Source organism: Austwickia sp., from assembly GCA_016699675.1.
Lineage (GTDB): Bacteria > Actinomycetota > Actinomycetes > Actinomycetales > Dermatophilaceae > Austwickia.
Map to the genome: position 1 here is coordinate 3,478,304 of CP064985.1, position 17,299 is coordinate 3,495,602.

Below are 17,299 nucleotides of genomic sequence, written 5' to 3' on the forward strand. Positions count from 1 at the left end.
TGTCCGCGCCCGACCGGCGCTCCCCGCGCATCGGCACCGTCCGAGCACGCCGCACGCACCGACGACACGAACGAGGACGAGAGCGATGACCGACACCCCCTTCCGTTACAGCGCCGCCCTGGCCGAGCAGATCGAAACGGCCTGGCAGGACCGGTGGGAGGAGGAGCACACGTTCTGGACGCCGAACCCCAGCGGGCCGCTCGGCGACCCCGCGACGGTGGAGCAGCGCGGCGACAAGCTCTTCGTGATGGACATGTTCCCCTACCCCTCGGGCGCGGGGCTGCACGTCGGCCACCCGCTCGGTTACATCGGCACCGACGTGTTCGCCCGCTACCAGCGGATGACCGGCAAGAACGTGCTGCATTGCCTCGGCTACGACGCGTTCGGGCTGCCCGCGGAGCAGTACGCCGTGCAGACCGGCCAGCACCCCCGCAAGACCACCGACGAGAACGTCGCGAACATGCGCCGCCAGCTGCGTCGGCTGGGGCTGGGCCACGACGACCGCCGCTCCATCGCCACCACCGACGTGGGCTTCTACCGCTGGACGCAGTGGATCTTCCTGCAGCTGTTCAACGCCTGGTTCGACGAGTCGGCCGACGGCGGGCGGGGCAGGGCGCGGCCGGTCGAGGCGCTGGTCGCGGCGTACGCGCGCGGTGAGATCGCCACGCCGGACGGCCGGGCGTGGGCGGACCTGGACGACGTGGAGCGGCGGCGCGCCGTGGACGACCGCCGCCTGGCGTACCTGTCCGAGGCACCGGTCAACTGGTGCCCGGGGCTGGGCACGGTGCTGGCGAACGAGGAGGTCACCGCCGAGGGGCGCTCCGACATCGGCAACTTCCCCGTGTTCAAGCGCAACATGCGGCAGTGGATGATGCGGATCACGACGTACGCCGACCGGCTCATCGACGACCTGGACCGGTTGGACTGGCCGGAGCCGGTCAAGCTGATGCAGCGCAACTGGATCGGCCGCTCGACGGGCGCGCGGGTGCGGTTCACCGGGCGCACCGCCGCCGGTGGCGAGGCGCCGATCGAGGTGTTCACGACCCGACCGGACACGCTGTTCGGGGCGACGTTCATGGTGTTGGCCCCGGAGCACCCGCTGGTGGACGCGCTGGTGCCGCAGGGCGCCTGGCCCGAGGGCACCCGCGCGGCGTGGACCGGCGGCCATGACGCCCCGGCGGCGGCGGTCACGGCGTACCGCGCCGCAGCCGCCGCGAAAACCGACGTCGAGCGGCAGGCCGAGGCCAAGGAGAAGACCGGCGTCTTCACCGGCGCGTTCGCGACGAACCCGGTCAACGGCAAGGACGTGCCGGTATTCATCGCCGACTACGTGCTGATGGGCTACGGCACCGGCGCCATCATGGCGGTGCCTGCAGAGGACGAGCGGGACTGGGACTTCGCCAAGGCCTTCGATCTGGACGTGATTCGCACGGTGCAGCCGGCGGCCGGGCACGACATGGACACGGCGTACACCGGTGACGGCGTCTCCATCAACAGCGCCAACGACGAGATCAGTCTCGACGGCCTGGGCAAGGACGACGCGAAGGCCGCGATGATCGCCTGGCTGGAGGGCAAGGGGCTGGGCGAGGGCGCGATCACCTACAAGCTGCGCGACTGGCTGTTCAGCCGGCAGCGCTATTGGGGCGAGCCGTTCCCGATCGTGTACGACGAGACCGGCCTGCCGATCGCGCTGCCCGAGTCGATGCTGCCGGTCGAGCTGCCCGAGGTCGCCGACTACTCGCCCGTCAAGCACGATCCCGACGACGCCGCGAGCGAGCCGGTCCCGCCGCTGGCGAAGTCCACCGACTGGGTCGAGGTCGAGCTGGACCTGTCGGCGTACGGGCACGGCGACGGCCCGCGCACCTACCGCCGCGAGCTGAACGTGATGCCGCAGTGGGCCGGCTCGTGCTGGTACGAGCTGCGCTATCTCGACCCCACCAACGACGACGCGCTGGTGGACCCGGACGTGGAGCGCTACTGGATGGGCCCGCCGACCGACGTCACGGTGGGCGACGAGGTTGGCGGCGCGCGGGAGGGGTCCGGTGACCCTGGCGGCGTGGACCTGTACGTCGGGGGGGTCGAGCACGCGGTCCTGCACCTGCTGTACTCCCGGTTCTGGCACAAGGTGCTGTTCGACCTGGGGCACGTGAGCAGCGAGGAACCGTTCCGGCGGCTGTACAACCAGGGCTACATCCAGGCATATGCGTTCCGGGACGCGCGCGGCCAGACCGTGCCGGCGGCCGAGGTCGAGGAGATCACCTCGACCGGGCAGGGGGCCGGGGCCGCGCCGGCGACGACGTACGTGTGGAACGGCGAGGAGGTCTTCCGCGAGTACGGGAAGATGGGCAAGTCGCTGAAGAACGTGACGACGCCGGACGAGATGTACGCCGACTACGGCGCCGACACGTTCCGCGTCTACGAGATGAGCATGGGTCCGCTGGACCAGTCCCGACCGTGGGAGACGCGGGCGGTGGTGGGCTCGCAGCGGTTCCTGCAGCGGCTGTGGCGGCTGGTGGTCGACGAGGAGACCGGCGCGTGCGTCGTCGCTGACAGCGCAGCGACGGCGGACGAGAACGGTACGGCGTACGACGAGGCCACCCGGCGCGTCGTGCACCGCACCATCGACGGCGTCCGGGCCGACTACGCCAACCTGCGCTTCAACACGGCGATCGCCAAGCTCATCGAGTGCACGAACGCGCTGACCAAGCTGCCGTCCGTGCCCCGCGAGGCGGCCGAGGCGCTGGTGCTGATGACCGCGCCGGTCGCGCCGCACATCGCCGAGGAGATGTGGGCCAGGCTGGGGCATCCGGACTCGCTGGCCTATGCGCCGTTCCCGGCGGCCGACCCGGCGTACCTCATCGACGACACCGTGACCTGCGTCGTCCAGATCCAGGGCAAGGTGCGCGACCGCCTCGAGGTGGCCGCGGACATCAGTCCGGCCGACCTGGAGGCCGCCGCTCTGGCCAGCGAGAAGGTCGCCGCGCAGCTGGCGGGCAAGACCGTCCGAAAGGTGATCGTCCGGGCGCCCAGCCTGGTCAACATCGTCGCGGGCTGACCCGGCGGCGCCGCCGGTTTGCCGTTGGGGCGGCGGCTCGGCCGGCGGCTTGGGCGGCGGTCGGCGGCAGCTTCACCGCCGCGCGGGCTGCCGTGCTGACGGCGGCCGGGCCGACCTGGCAGGATCTCGCGGTATGCGCGTCGCCATCGTCACCGACTCCACGGCCTACCTGCCCGAGCAGTGGGCCGCCGAGCACGACGTCACGGTGGTGCCGCTGTCGGTGCTCATTGACATGGACAGCTACGTCGAGGGCGTGGACCGGGCCGTGGGCGAGCTCGCGCGGGCTCTGTCGCGGGCGGGCGGCGCGACCACCTCTCGGCCGAGTCCGCAGCAGTTCCTCGCCCGGTACGAGGCGCTCGCCGACGAGGGCGCCGAGGCCATCGTGAGCGTGCACCTGTCTGCGGCGCTGTCGGGGACGTACGAGGCCGCGGTCCTCGCGGCCGCGGACGCGCCGGTCCCCGTGCGGGTGGTGGATTCCGCGTCGATGGGGGCCGGATTGGGGTACGCCGTGCGGGAGGCGGTCGCGACCGTACGCCGCGTGGGCCCCGACGCCTCCGCGGCGGCCGTGGCGGATGCGGCCGCCGCGGCCGCGAGCGGGGTGGCGCGCGAGACGGCGGTGCTGTTCTGCGTGGCCTCGCTGGAGTTCCTGCGGCGCGGCGGCCGGATCGGAGCCGCCTCGGCGTTCCTGGGGACGGCGCTGGCGGTCAAGCCGCTCCTCGCGCTGCGCGACGGCCGGATCGAGCCCGTGGAGAAGCAGCGCACGATGGGTCGGGCGGTGAACCGGTTGGTGGACATGGCGGCCGAGCGGATCGCGCAGCGGCCGGGGGCGCGGGTGACGGTGCACCACGTGGGCGCGGACGGGCGGGCGCGTGAGATCGCGGAGGCCATGCGGTCCCGCGGGGACGGGGTGCTCGCGGGGGAGCCCGAGCTGGTGGAGTTGGGGCTGGTAGCCGCCGCGCATCTGGGCCCTGGGAGCGTGGGCGTCGTGGTGGCGCCGCCTGCGGTGGCCTGACTTTTCGTCCACACCCCGGCGCCCGGGCCGGGCCATCCACAGGCCGCGGCGGCGCGCTCACCGGGTTGTCGCGCCGGCTGACAGCGTGGCGGCATGCGCCGCAGATCACCGACGCCGCCGCCGGCCGACCGCGTCGCGGCGCTGCTGGGGCGCAGGCCACCGGGTCGCGGCGTAGGGGAGCAGCCCGAGCCGTACGTCGAGTCGGGCGCGGCACGACCCGCCGCGCCGGTCACGCCGCCGCCGGTCCCGACGCCCAGGGCGGACTCGCGGCGAGGCCTGTCCTCGACACCAGGCCGGAGCCGGATCCGCAGCACGGCTCCTATCCGGCGCACGAGCCCGGCTCGAAGCACTGATGAGGGGGACGTCTCGGCGGCCCCGAGGACGGTCGAGCGCCGGCGCCGGAAACGCCTCCTGGCATCGGCGCGCCATCGCAGCGCTGAGCGGCCGCCGCCGCCGCGGTTGACGCTGCCCGGTCCCTTTCACCAGGTCAGACTGCGTCCGGCGTGGGGTGCCGTGCTGGGGCTGGCGCTGGTCGGGCTGGCGGTGGTGGCGGTGCTGGCCGTCCGGGCCTGGGGTGCCACGGCCGCGGCGACTCCGACGCCCGTGTCGCCCACCGCGGCGGCCGGCGCTCGGGCCGGCGCCGGGACCGTCCCAGCGTCGGGGGGTGCGGGTCCCGCGGGGCCCGGCGCGTCGAGCGCCGCCGGGACCGGCACCGGTGGGCCTCGGCCCTCCGGAACCGTCGTGGTGCACGTCATCGGCCAGGTCAAGTCGCCCGGCGTGGTGCGGCTCGACGCCGGATCGCGGGTGGAGGACGCCGTCCGCGCCGCCGGCGGGGCCGCCGCGAGTGCCCAGCTCGCAGGGGTCAACCTCGCCAGGGTGGTGGTTGACGGTGAACAGATCGTGGTGCCGGCTCCGGGGGAGCCGCAGGCCCCGGCGGCAGGCGCTCCGGCAGCGGGGGCGGCGTCCGGGCCCGGCGGAGCGAGCGGCCGCGTCCCCGGTCAGCGCATCGACCTCAACAGCGCCACGGTGGCGACCCTCGACACCCTGCCGGGGGTGGGGCCGGTCACCGCCCAGAAGATCGTGGACTGGCGGGCGGCGCACGGCCGGTTCAGCTCGGTCGACGAACTCGCCGAGGTCCCCGGCATCGGGCCGAAGCTGCTGGAGCAACTCGCGCCGCTGGTGCGGGTGTGACCCACCGCCACGAGGAGCGGAGGAGGGTGCCGCTCGGGTGGATGGACCCCGGGACGGGCCACGGCACGATCCACGGGACCGGGGCGTACGCAGGGGCGGACCAGACGAACCATGCGAACCAGGAGCGTCGGTCGGGGTCGGCGTCGGGGTCAGCGTCGCCCTCGCCGGTGGTGGATGCTCGCCTGGCGTTCGCGGCCGGGGTCGGATGGGTCGTTCTCGTGCTGCTCCTGCCGCTGGGGCCCTGGGCGCTCGCCGCCGGCGCTGTCCTCGCCGCCTGCCTCGGCGGGGTGGCCTGGTGGCGGCGTCGTACCGGTCGTCGCTCCGCCGTCTCGGCCGCCTGCTGCGCGGTCACCGCGATGCTGCTCGCCGCCGGGTCCGCGCAGGTCGCCTCCCGGGAGGCGGGCGGGGTCGCGGAGCTGGCCCGGCAGCGGGCCGTGGTGACGCTGAGCGGGCGCATCGCCACGGATCCGCGGGTGCTGCGGGCGGGGCCGGAGCGGCGCGCGGACTCGGTGGTGGTCCGCCTCGACGTCGAGGAGGTGGTGGGGCGGGGGCGCCGCACCGCGGTGTCGACGCCGATCCTCGTGGTTGCGCCGGGAAGCTGGGCGGAGCGCCGCTGGCACGAGTCCGTGCGGGTGACGGGCCGGCTGCGGTCGGCGGATCCGGGCGAGGACGTCGTGGCCGTGTTCGCGCCGAGCGGACCCCCGGAGCTGGAGGCCCCGGCTGGGCCCCTGGCGGACGCCGCGGAACACGTCCGCAGCCGATTCCGCGCAGCAGTCGCGGATCTGCCCCCGGATGCCCAGGGCCTCGTGCCGGGGCTGGTCATCGGGGACACCAGCCTGGCGCCCCGCCTGCTCCTCGACGACATGAAGGTCACCGGCCTGACGCACGTATCGGCGGTCTCCGGGTCGAATGTGGCCATCGTGCTGTCGGCGGCCCTGGCCCTCGCGGGGGCGCTCCGGCTGCCGCGGCGGGCCCGCCCGGCCTTCTCGGCGGTGTTGCTGCTCGGGTTCGTGGTCCTCGCGCGCCCCGAGCCCAGTGTCGTGCGCGCCGCCGTGATGGGCGGGGTGGGCCTCGTGGGGATGCAGAGTTCGCGACGCGGCGCGGGCCTTCCCGCGCTCGGTGCGGCGGTCGTGGTGCTGCTGGTCGCGGACCCATGGCTGGCCAGGTCGTATGGATTCGCCTTGTCGGTCCTGGCCACGGCCGGGCTGTTGCTGTTGGCCCGGCCGTGGGGGGAGGCGATCGCGCGGCGGCTCCCGGCGTACCTGCGTTTTCTCGGCGAGGCGACCGCCATCCCGCTGGCGGCCCAAGTGGTCTGTGCGCCGGTGATCGTGCTGCTGGCCGGGTCGATCAGCGTGGTCGGCGTGCTCGCGAACCTCTTGGTGGCGCCATTGATCGGGCCGGCGACGATCCTGGGGGTGGGCGCTGCGTTGCTGGGGGCGGCACACGTGGGGCTCGGCTCGCTGGCGGCGGCGCTCGCGGCGATTCCGGTGCTGGGCGTGGCGGAGGTGGCGCATCGGTGCGCCCGGCTGCCGTACGCCGTGGTGCCCTGGCCCGGCGGGGTCGGCGGAGCGCTGCTGCTCGCGGGGGTGACGGCCGTGGTCCTGGCCGCGTGGCCCCGCCTGGTGTGGTCGGCGCATCGGCGACCCGCGGCGGCCCTGGCCGTGGTCGCGCTCGGGGCGGCCTGGCTGGTGCCCACCGGCACGGGCGGATGGCCCGCGCCGACGTGGCGATTCGCCGTGTGCGACGTGGGGCAGGGCGACGCCCTGGTGCTGCGGACCGGGCCGGACGCCGCCGTCGTGATCGACACGGGGCCGACGCCCGGGGTCATCGCCGGTTGCCTGGATCGGCTTCGGGTGCGGACCGTGGACGCGCTCATCCTCACGCACCTGCACGACGACCACTCCGGCGGCGTGGAGGGGGTGCTGGGTCACCGGTCGGTGCGCGAGGTCTTTCTGGCGCCCATCGACGACCCGCCGGAGGACGCGCGCCGGGTCGCGGCGGCACTGGCGGGCCGGGGCCTGACGGCGGAAAGGCTCCGGGCCGGGGACGCGCTGACCTGGGAGGGGGCCTCGGCGCGCGTGCTGGCCCCGCAGGGCCGCATCGGGGTGGGGTCGGTGCCGAACAACTCGTCGGTGGTGTTGGACGTGGACGTGGACGGGCTCCGACTGCTCCTCCTGGCGGACGCCGAACGCGAGGAGGCGGCGCAGGTACGGCAGGAGCTCGGCCGTCTCGATGACCGACGACCCTTCGACGTGGTGAAGGTGGCGCACCACGGCTCGGCGAACGCCGACCGGGCGCTGCTGGAGAGCGCGGGGGCGAAGGTCTTCGCAATCTCGGTCGGCGCCGACAACGACTACGGTCATCCGGCGCCGTCGCTGCTGGGCATCCTCGCGGGCACCGGGGCGCCGGTGTACCGGACCGATCGCGACGGCGACCTGCTCTTCTGCCAGGTGGGAGGGGGCCTGGCGGTGGCCCGGTCGAAGCGCACCGGCAGGCGAGGGGACCGGCGTGCCGGGTGCGGCGCCGACTGCGGCGTCGGCCGTGGCGCCGACTGCGGCGCCGACTGCGGCGCCGACTGCGGCGCCGGCCGTGGCGTCGGCCGTGGCGCCGACTGACTGCGGGGGGAGCGTTGGCTTGCTGGGTTGCCGGTCAGGCGGGCGCAGGCTCGCGGCTCATGAGATGCCTGGCGCTCTCGAGGAGCGCCTGCATCGTGGCCTCGACGGCGGGCACGCGGCGCAGGTCCGGGGTGGTGACGGCGAGGACCGTACGCCGGGAGGGCGGGTCGATCGGCAGGATCGTGACGCCGGGGTTGGACGCGCTGCTGAGGATGAGGTCCGGGACCAGTGCGACGCCGAGCCCGGCCGCGACGAAGCCCAGGACCGCGACGTAGTCCTCGGTTTCGAACCCGACGCGCGGGGAGAAGCCGGCGTTGTCGCAGACCTGGACCAGGTGTCCGCGACATCGGGGACAGCCGGCGATCCAGGGATCCTCGGCGAGGTCGGCGATGTGCGCGACGTCCTGCGCCGCCAGGGGATGATCACGCGGAACGACGAGGCGCACTTCGTCGTCGAGGAGCCGTTCGACGACGAAGAGGTCAAGGTCTTCCTCGCCGCGTCCCAGGTCCGTGCCCTCATAGGTGAACGCGACGGCGAGGTCGCAGTCTCCGGCGCGCAGCGCGGCCAGCGATTCGGGGGGTTCGGCCTCGGCGAACCGCACACACACTTGCGGGTAGCGCTCCCGGACCAGGGCGAGCGCACGGGGCACGAGCGTGGCCGAGCCCGACGGGAACGCCATGAGGCGCACCCGACCGGCGCGCAGGCCGGCGATGGCCGCCACCTCTTCCTCCGCGGACTCCAGGGCGGCGAGCACGCCGATGGCGTGTCGCGCGAGCACCTCGCCGGCTTCGGTGAGCCGGACGCTGCGGCCGACTCGCTCCACCAGGATGGTGCCGGTGCGCTGTTCCAGCCGCCGCACCATCTGGGAGATGGCGGGCTGGGAGTAGCCGAGTGAGGCCGCGGCCGCGGTGAAACTGCCCTCGTCGGCGATGGCCTTCATCACCCGTAATCCGGCGGCGTCAATCATGAAAAGAGCATAACTGTTCGTTATCCCGACGGGATGCTGAATCGGCGCTCGCGCTTCACCAGCGGCGGCTGGCGGGTCCAGACCAGCCAGCTGGCGCCGAGCCGCGACGTGAGCCGGAAAGCGACACCGAACCGGCATGGCCGGTGGTCCTCAGATCCGGCGCAGCACGGCGGTAACTCGGCCAAGAATGACGGCTTGGTCGGCGAGGATGGGGGAGTACGCCTCGTTGTGTGGCAAGAGCCAGACGTGGCCGTCGTTGCGCCGGAACGTCTTGACCGTCGCCTCGCCATCGATCATTGCGGCGACGATCTCACCGTTCTCCGCGGAGGGTTGCTGGCGGACGACGACCCAGTCCCCGTCGCAGATGGCGGCGTCGATCATCGAATCGCCCGCGACCTGCAGGAGGAACAGCTCACCCTCGCCCACGATCTGCCGGGGGAGCGGAAAGATGTCCTCGACCGCCTGCTCGGCGGTGATGGGGGCGCCGGCGGCGATGCGACCCAGCAGCGGGACGTAGGACGGCGTCGGCTGTAGGTCCCGCATGCCCATCTGGTCGTACCGAGGGCGCGCCGGGCGGGCTGCGCGGGTATGACCGCTGCTGCGCGGCGCGCCCGGCCCCGTGCTCACGATCTCGATGGCCCGCGGCCGATTGGGGTCGCGGCGAAGGTAGCCCTTGCGCTCGAGCGCGGCCAACTGATGGGCCACGCTGCTCGGGCTCGTCAGACCCACGGAGTCACCGATCTCGCGCAGGCTCGGCGGATAGCCGCGTCGGTCCACGGCGTGGCGGATCACGTCCAGGATGCGCTTCTGGCGCTGCGTGAGGCCGACGCCGGGGTCGCGTTCGGGGAGCTTGTGGATCTTCGCCATCGCGTTCTCCTTGACATCATCGCTGGTCAGAGGGTTGTCAGTGACGGCTGCTTCAGTGGTCTACGTCGCGGACCGCCCGTCGAGAACAGCATAAGACATCCGTTCGATGGTTGGCTCGACAACGCGTTCGATGTGTGGTGATAATCGCATCACATCAGCTAGCAAGACTGTTCGACCCCGCCCGGCGTGTCGCCGGGGCTCGGCACGTGGAGAGGTGAAGACGATGAGCATTGCCGTTGACTGGCGTCAACCCAGGACTCCCGCGCAGCCGCACCGGAGGAAGCACCTCGCCCTGGTGCCGCCGCTTGTCGAGGTGCCCGAGCCGCCGCGGCCGCGGTCGGGCCTCACCCAGCGCGGGCGATTGGTCCGCACCCTACTCGTGTTCACGCTGCTCATGATCGGTCTGCTGCACCTGGTCGATGGGGCACCGCCGCCGGCCGATCTCAGCGTCGACCATGTGGCCACCGTCCGCAGCGGGCAAACCCTCACGCAGATCGCCGCCCAGGAGCTGCCCGCGCTCAGTGTCGAGGAGGGGGTCCGGCGCATCCGGATCGTCAACGCGCTGCAGGCGACGGGCCTGTATCCGGGCCAGACCCTGCAGATTCCCGTCAACCGGTGACGGCGCGGATGCGTCCATGCGAGCGTCCGGATGGTGGCCGCGACCAGACGACTCCCGCCCATCATCCGGCGTGTCACCGCTGCTGACCTGCACCGCAACGGCTTTAGCTGCTGTCGTGCCCCCGGCGACGCCCCGGCTGTGGCGGTGGCTTGATCCTGGGCCCTTAGAGACTTACGATCCCTACATCTAGTGGTTACAACGATGTAAGTCATCCACATGTAGTCCCCAGGCGTGCGGCAGTTCTCCACAGCCCGTGCACACCTTGTTCCACATGTTGTCCCAAGCCCCGGCCGGACGGATGGCTCGGCCAGCGGCCGGCCACCAGGGGAGTGGATGGATCGCCCGGCGCAGCGGAAGGAGGGGGAATGCACTGTCCGTTCTGCCGGCACACCGACAGCCGAGTCATCGACAGCCGGACCGCCGATGACGGCCTAGCCATCCGACGCCGGCGGCAATGCCCTCTGTGCGAGCGGCGATTCACCACCATCGAGACCGCGAGCCTCAGCGTGCTGAAGCGCTCGGGGGTCAGCGAACCGTTCAGCCGCGACAAGATCGTCGTCGGCCTGCGGAAGGCCTGCCAGGGCCGCCCCGTGACCGACGACGACCTGGCTCGGCTGGCCCAACGGGTGGAGGAGACGGTCCGGTCCAGCGGACACGCCCAGATCGACGCCCACGAGGTCGGGCTCGCGATCCTGGCCCCGCTCCGGGAGCTGGATGAGGTCGCCTACCTGCGGTTCGCCTCCGTCTACCAGGGCTTCGATTCCCTGGCGGACTTCGAGGCCGCCATCGCCCTGCTCCGCGCGGAGCGGGCCTTGACGGGGCCCTAACCCCGGCTCACTCGCGCCATCATCCCAGGTCAGGGTTGTCAGACCCGGCCGCCACAGTTGTCGACGTACGACACCGGACGGAAGGAACCAGCATGACGGAGACGACCGGCGCGCGCCCCGGAGCCAGGAAGGGCTCCGGCAAGGGCGTGCGCGTGGAGCGCATCTTCAGCACCCCCGGTGTGCACCCCTACGACGAGGTGACCTGGGAACGACGAGACGTCGTTCAGACCAACTGGAAGACCGGCGCGACGATTTTCGAGCAGCACGGCGTCGAGTTCCCGGACTTCTGGTCGATCAACGCCAGCACGATCGTCACCACGAAATACTTTCGCGGGGCCCTGGGCACGCCCAAGCGCGAGGGTTCGCTCAAGACGCTCATCGACCGGGTGGTCCTGACGTACGTCGCAGCGGGCAAGAAGCACGGCTACTTCGCCACCGAGGACGACGCGACGCTGTTCGAGCACGAGCTCACCTACGCGCTGTTGCACCAGGTGTTCAGCTTCAACTCGCCGGTGTGGTTCAACGTGGGCACGCCGAGCCCGCAGCAGGTCAGCGCCTGCTTCATCCTTTCGGTCGACGACTCGATGGACTCGATCCTGAATTGGTACAAGGAAGAGGGCTTCATCTTCAAGGGCGGCTCCGGCGCCGGACTCAACCTCTCGCGGATCCGCTCCAGCAAGGAACTGCTCTCCTCCGGGGGCACCGCCTCGGGCCCGGTGAGCTTCATGCGCGGCGCCGACGCCTCGGCGGGCACCATCAAGTCCGGCGGCGCCACCCGGCGCGCGGCCAAGATGGTCGTCCTCGATGTCGACCACCCCGACATCGAGGAGTTCGTCGAGACCAAGGCCCGCGAGGAGGACAAGATCCGGGCCCTGCGCGACGCCGGGTTCGACATGGACCTCGGCGGCAAGGACATCGTGTCGGTGCAATACCAAAACGCGAACAACTCGGTGCGCGTCTCCGACGAGTTCATGCGCGCCGTCGAGGACGGTTCCTCGTTCGGCCTCACCGCGCGGCAGACCGGCGAGCTGATCAACGAGGTCGACGCCCGCGACCTGTTCCACAAGATCGCGAAGGCCGCCTGGGAGTGCGCCGACCCGGGCATCCAATACGACGACACCATCAACTCGTGGCACACCAACCCGGAGACGGGTCGGATCACCGCGAGCAACCCCTGCTCGGAATACATGTCGCTGGACAACTCCAGCTGCAACCTCGCGAGCCTGAACCTGCTGAAGTTCCTGCGCGAGGACGACACCTTCGACGCCGAGGCCTTCGCCAAGGTCGTCGAACTCGTCATCACCGCGATGGACATCTCGATCTGCTTCGCCGACTTCCCGACCGAGTCGATCGGCGTCACGACCCGCGACTATCGCCAGCTCGGCATCGGCTACGCCAACCTCGGCGCGCTGCTCATGGCGACCGGCCACGGCTACGACTCCGACGGCGGACGCAGCCTCGCCGCCTCGATCACCAGCCTGCTCACCGGCGCCGCCTACCGTCGCTCGGCGCACCTCGCGGAGATCGTCGGACCGTACGCCGGGTATGCGCGCAACGCGGAGGCCCACCAGCGGGTGATGCGCAAGCACCAGGCCGCCAACGAGACCGTCCGGGCCCTCGACGATATGGACGCCACGATCCACCGCGAGGCGAGCAGGGCCTGGGACGAGGTGGTGACCCTGGGTGCCAAGCACGGCTTCCGCAACGCGCAGGCCTCCGTGCTCGCTCCCACCGGGACCATCGGCTTCATGATGGACTGCGACACCACCGGCATCGAGCCGGACTTCTCGCTGGTCAAGTTCAAGAAGCTGGTCGGCGGCGGGTCCATGCAGATCGTCAACCTTACGATCCCGCGGGCGCTGCGCAAGCTCGGCTATCAGGCCGAGCAGATCGAGGCCATCGTCGAATACATCGCCGACCACGGTCACGTCATCGACGCGCCCGGGCTGAAGCCCGAGCACTACGAGGTGTTCGACTGCGCCATGGGGGAGCGGGCCATCTCCCCCATGGGTCACGTGCGGATGATGGCGGCCTGTCAGCCGTTCCTCTCCGGCGCGATCAGCAAGACCGTGAACCTCCCCGAGACCGCCACCGTCGAGGACATCGAGGACGTCTACCTCCAGGGCTGGAAGCTCGGCATCAAGGCGCTTGCCGTCTACCGCGACAACTGCAAGGTCGGCCAGCCCCTCTCCGACGCGAAGGCCGGCAAGAAGGACGAGGCCGCGGAGGTCAAGGTCGAGAAGGTCATCGAATACCGGCCCGTTCGCAAGCGCCTGCCTAAGCGCCGTAGCTCGGTGACCACCTCCTTCACGGTCGGTGGTGCGGAGGGCTATCTGACCGCGTCGAGCTACCCCGACGACGGCCTCGGCGAGATCTTCCTCAAGTTCGGCAAGCAGGGCTCCACCCTCGCCGGTCTGATGGACGCCTTCTCGCTGGCCGTGTCGGTGGCCCTGCAGTACGGCGTGCCGCTGGAGACCTACGTCGAGAAGTTCACGAACCTGCGCTTCGAGCCCGCCGGCCTCACCGACGACCCGGACATCCGGATGGCCCAGTCGATCATGGACTACGTGTTCCGACGCCTGGCGCTGGACTACCTCGACTTCGACACCCGCTCGTTCCTCGGCATCCACACCGCCGAGGAGCGCACGCGGCAACTGGAGACGGGTTCCTACGCACCGATCACCGGCACCGACGACGAGGACATCGAGGAGGAGCTGGAGAACTACTCCCAGTCCGCCGCCGAGAAGCCCCGGCACGAGAAGGCGACCGCGAAGGCCCGGCACATCGACCTGAAATCCGGGTCCGGTGCGGCCGCCGCCAAGGAGGCCGCCCCCGAGGTGCACAGCTCGGCCGAGCTCATGGAGCGCTTCCAGGGCAAGGCCGCCGACGCGCCGATGTGCATGACCTGTGGCACCAAGATGCGCCCGGCCGGCAGCTGCTACGTCTGCGAGGGCTGCGGGAGCACCTCCGGCTGCAGCTAATCAGCCAAGCCGCGAGGCCGCTACGCCCGCGCGCTGGTGCGCGCCCTGAGCGCGCACGAGGCTGTAGCCGGCTCGGTCCGGGCCGCGAACCGCAGGTTGTGGCCCGGACCGTCAGGGTGGTGCAACAATCGTCCGATCCCGACAACAGGTGCACGGTGCGCCCGAGGCGTACGCCGAACCGATGCGAGTAATGGGTGGTAGGCGGGAGGTCCACACGCGTGTCTCACGGTCGGAGACCCGAATAGTCCGCATCGGACCCGACGTCGGGCTCCGCCGAGGGCATCCCGCCAATCAGGGGGTCTCGTCGGCCTCGATGACGTGAATGGCGTCCTGCTCGGGCGTCGCGTCCAGTACGGCGCCGCCGCGCTCCGCCATGACGTCCGACTGTCCGGGCTCCTCGTCGGCCACGAGCGCCTCGTCGAGCAGCGCATCAGCGCTCGCGGCCGCGGCGGGCGCATCCTCCAGGGGCTGGCCCGGCAGGTCGGGGTCCTCCGGCTCCTCCTGGGCCAGCCGCTGCTCGATCGTCTCGCCCTCGGCTTGCTCCGCAACCGAGGCGCCCAGGCCGTGGCCCCGCACGGAGTCCGGAGGCTCATACCCCCGGTCCAGCACGTCCCCCGACGGCTCCGGCACCAGGGTGTCCTCGGGCTGCAGCTGGTCGCGGTCGTACATCGGGCTGCCGGTCATCTCGGGCCTCCGGTCGGGTGACGGTTCTGGTGGCGGTCTCGCCACGCTCGCCGTGGCTGAGCGGCCCCTACCCACCGTGTCGCGGCCGAAACCGGCGTGGCGCGGAGCCGCTCGGCGTACCGTCGAGCAGCAGAGCAGACCAACTGGGTGCTCACCAGGACCTTCGTGGAGGATCACGTGACCGACGCCGACGCCATCGTCGTGGGAGCCGGCCTCGCCGGGCTCGCGGCCGCCGCCGAGATCGCCGATGCCGGACGTCGCGTCCTCATCCTCGACCAGGAGGGCGAGCAGAGTCTGGGCGGCCAGGCGTACTGGAGCTTCGGCGGCCTGTTCCTCGTGAACAGCCCCGAGCAGCGGCGGCTCGGCATCAAGGACAGCGTCGAGCTCGCCTGGCACGACTGGCTCGGCAGCGCCCAGTTCGACCGCCCCGACGAGGACCGCTGGGCCCGCGAATGGGCGAGGGCCTACGTCGAATTCGCGGCCGGCGAGAAGCGGTCGTGGCTGCGCGGGATGGGGCACCGCCTGTTCCCCGTCGTCGGCTGGGCCGAACGCGGCGATGGCCGGGCGGAGGGACACGGCAACTCGGTGCCCCGCTTCCACATCACCTGGGGGACCGGGCCCGGCCTTGTCGAGGTCTTCACCCAACGCCTGTACCGCGCCGCCCAAGACGACCGGGTCGCCTTCGCCTTCCGACACCGCGTCGACGACATCCTCATCGAGTCCGGCGCCGTCGCCGGCGTACGCTGCTCCGTCCTCGAGCCCACCGGCGAACCCCGCGGACACGCGACGACCCGCACCGTGGTGGGGGAGCGCGAGCTGCGGGCCCCGGTCGTCATCGTCACCTCCGGCGGGATCGGCGGCGACCACGACGCCGTCCGCGCCGCCTGGCCCGATCGCCTCGGCAGCCCGCCGAGCAGCATGGTCGCCGGCGTCCCGGCGTACGTCGACGGCCGCATGATCGGCATCGCCGAACGCGCCGGCGGCCACGTCGCCAACCGCGACCGCATGTGGCACTACACCGAGGGCATCCGCAACTGGAACCCCATCTGGCCCAACCACGGCATCCGGATCCTGCCGGGCCCCTCGTCGCTGTGGCTCGACGCCGAGGGTCGGCGCCTGCCGCACCCCTGCCTCCCCGGCTTCGACACCCTCGGCACGCTGCGCCACCTGCGCACAGGCCCGGCCAGCACCCACGAACACTCCTGGTTCGTGCTGACCCAGACGGTCATCGAGAAGGAGTTCACCCTCTCGGGATCCGAGCAGAACCCCGACCTCACCGGACGTGACCTGCGGCTGCTGCTCAACCGGGTCCGCGGGGGCCAGGGGCCGGTGCACGACTTCCTGGAGCACGGCGAGGACTTCGTGACCGCCGCGGACCCGCGCGCCCTCGCGGCCAAGATGAACGCGGTCACCGGCAACTCGCTCATCGACCCCGACGCCCTCGAGCGGCTGCTCCGGGCGCGAGATGCCGAGCTCGCCAACCCGTTCAGCAAAGACGTGCAGATCAACGCGATCCGCGGCACGCGCAAGTTCCTCGGCGACCGCCTCATCCGGACTGCCCCGCCGCACCGGTTCCTCGACCCGGCCCACGGCCCCCTCATCGCCGTCCGGCTGCACATCCTCACCCGCAAGACCCTCGGTGGGCTCCAGACCGACCTGTCCGCCCGGGTGCTCGACGCGGCCGGCGAACCGGTGCCCGGGCTGTACGCCGCCGGCGAGGCGGCCGGATTCGGGGGCGGGGGAATGCACGGGTACAACGCCCTGGAGGGCACGTTCCTCGGTGGTTGCCTCTTCTCGGGCCGTACGGCGGGGCGCGCCGTCGCCGAGGCGGCCCGGTAACGACCCGCGGCCCCAGGCACTGGGGGTGGGTGCTCGGCGGTGGCCGCCAGACCCGCCGGGGCCGGCGTGTTATCCACACCCCCGCCTGGCCCGCCCGCCTGTGGAGGACGGCCGCCAGGCACGCGCTCACGTGGGCAGGATGGCCCCATGCACCCCTCCCACACCCTGCCCCCCACCAGCCCAGCGCCCCACGGCACCGCTCCGACGCCTCCGCTCCCTCGGGACTGGGCCCGCCGCGCGCTCAGCGACCCGCAGATCGCGGCGGGCGTCGTCGATCTCTTAACCCCCGAGCGCGACCGGCACGAGTCGACGCTGGTCACCCTCCTGTGTCACCCCAGCGGACGCCTGATGCAGCCCATCCTCGTGGACGACGTCCCGAGGAGGCTCTCCGCGGCGGAGAAGGCGCGCACCCTGGAGGGCCTCCTGCACGCCGCATCCACATTCGGCGCATCGGTGGTGTTCGCCGTGGGCGCGCGGCGGTCGCGGCTCACCGCCGAGGTGGTCGGCTGGACCGACGAGGCCCGCAAGACCTGTGCGGCGCTCGACGTACCGCTCCTGGGCGTTTACCTCGTCAGCGGCGACGGAGTCGAGGCCGTCCACGTGCCCGAGCGACACGCCGCCTGACCGCCGACGAGGCTTCCC

Annotated in this window: 12 protein-coding genes; 9 read left to right on the forward strand and 3 right to left on the reverse strand. The window is 72.1% G+C overall.

Annotated features, from left to right (window positions below; genetic code table 11):
- The first annotated feature begins 85 nt into the window (after positions 1 to 85).
- From IPK37_15900 to IPK37_15915, 4 genes are all read left to right on the forward strand, one after another.
- Positions 86 to 3,055, forward strand: a complete 2,970-nt coding sequence (locus IPK37_15900; protein QQS00335.1) for a leucine--tRNA ligase — start codon at positions 86 to 88, stop codon at positions 3,053 to 3,055.
- A gap of 133 nt (positions 3,056 to 3,188) precedes the next feature.
- Positions 3,189 to 4,067 (forward strand): DegV family protein, encoded by an 879-nt coding sequence (locus tag IPK37_15905; GenBank protein ID QQS00336.1) that lies wholly within the window; start codon positions 3,189 to 3,191, stop codon positions 4,065 to 4,067.
- Between the two features lie 93 nt (positions 4,068 to 4,160).
- Entirely contained in the window at positions 4,161 to 5,258 is a 1,098-nt protein-coding gene (locus tag IPK37_15910) for a helix-hairpin-helix domain-containing protein (protein QQS00337.1), read from the forward strand.
- Positions 5,259 to 5,284: 26 nt separating this feature from the next.
- Positions 5,285 to 7,873: a ComEC/Rec2 family competence protein gene (locus tag IPK37_15915; GenBank protein ID QQS00338.1), complete on the forward strand. Its 2,589-nt coding sequence runs from the start codon at positions 5,285 to 5,287 to the stop codon at positions 7,871 to 7,873.
- Positions 7,874 to 7,907: 34 nt separating this feature from the next.
- On the opposite strand, the gene IPK37_15920 is transcribed toward IPK37_15915, so the two are convergent.
- Together IPK37_15920 and lexA are read right to left on the reverse strand one after the other, a co-directional pair.
- Positions 7,908 to 8,840, reverse strand: coding sequence for a LysR family transcriptional regulator (locus IPK37_15920; GenBank protein QQS00339.1), 933 nt, complete (start codon positions 8,838 to 8,840; stop codon positions 7,908 to 7,910).
- A 150-nt stretch (positions 8,841 to 8,990) separates the two neighbouring features.
- A complete protein-coding gene (gene lexA, locus IPK37_15925; protein ID QQS00340.1) occupies positions 8,991 to 9,707 on the reverse strand; it encodes a transcriptional repressor LexA in 717 nt (238 codons plus the stop codon).
- 214 nt (positions 9,708 to 9,921) lie between these two features.
- Here lexA and IPK37_15930 point away from each other — a divergent pair, with 214 nt between their 5' ends.
- From IPK37_15930 to IPK37_15940, 3 genes are all read left to right on the forward strand, one after another.
- On the forward strand, positions 9,922 to 10,326 hold the full coding sequence (locus IPK37_15930; GenBank protein QQS00341.1) for a LysM peptidoglycan-binding domain-containing protein: 405 nt from the start codon (positions 9,922 to 9,924) through the stop codon (positions 10,324 to 10,326).
- A 365-nt stretch (positions 10,327 to 10,691) separates the two neighbouring features.
- Positions 10,692 to 11,153 carry a transcriptional repressor NrdR gene (gene nrdR, locus IPK37_15935; protein QQS00342.1) on the forward strand — a complete coding sequence of 154 codons (462 nt, stop codon included), beginning with the start codon at positions 10,692 to 10,694 and terminating at the stop codon, positions 11,151 to 11,153.
- Between the two features lie 92 nt (positions 11,154 to 11,245).
- A complete protein-coding gene (locus tag IPK37_15940; GenBank protein ID QQS00343.1) occupies positions 11,246 to 14,134 on the forward strand; it encodes a vitamin B12-dependent ribonucleotide reductase in 2,889 nt (962 codons plus the stop codon).
- Between the two features lie 291 nt (positions 14,135 to 14,425).
- On the opposite strand, the gene IPK37_15945 is transcribed toward IPK37_15940, so the two are convergent.
- A complete protein-coding gene (locus tag IPK37_15945; protein QQS00344.1) occupies positions 14,426 to 14,818 on the reverse strand; it encodes a hypothetical protein in 393 nt (130 codons plus the stop codon).
- A gap of 177 nt (positions 14,819 to 14,995) precedes the next feature.
- Here IPK37_15945 and IPK37_15950 point away from each other — a divergent pair, with 177 nt between their 5' ends.
- Both IPK37_15950 and IPK37_15955 read left to right on the forward strand, forming a co-directional pair.
- Complete coding sequence (locus IPK37_15950) at positions 14,996 to 16,657, forward strand: FAD-binding dehydrogenase (protein ID QQS00345.1); 1,662 nt, start codon at positions 14,996 to 14,998, stop codon at positions 16,655 to 16,657.
- Positions 16,658 to 16,804: 147 nt separating this feature from the next.
- Positions 16,805 to 17,281 (forward strand): hypothetical protein, encoded by a 477-nt coding sequence (locus IPK37_15955; protein ID QQS00346.1) that lies wholly within the window; start codon positions 16,805 to 16,807, stop codon positions 17,279 to 17,281.
- The last annotated feature ends 18 nt before the right edge of the window (positions 17,282 to 17,299 follow it).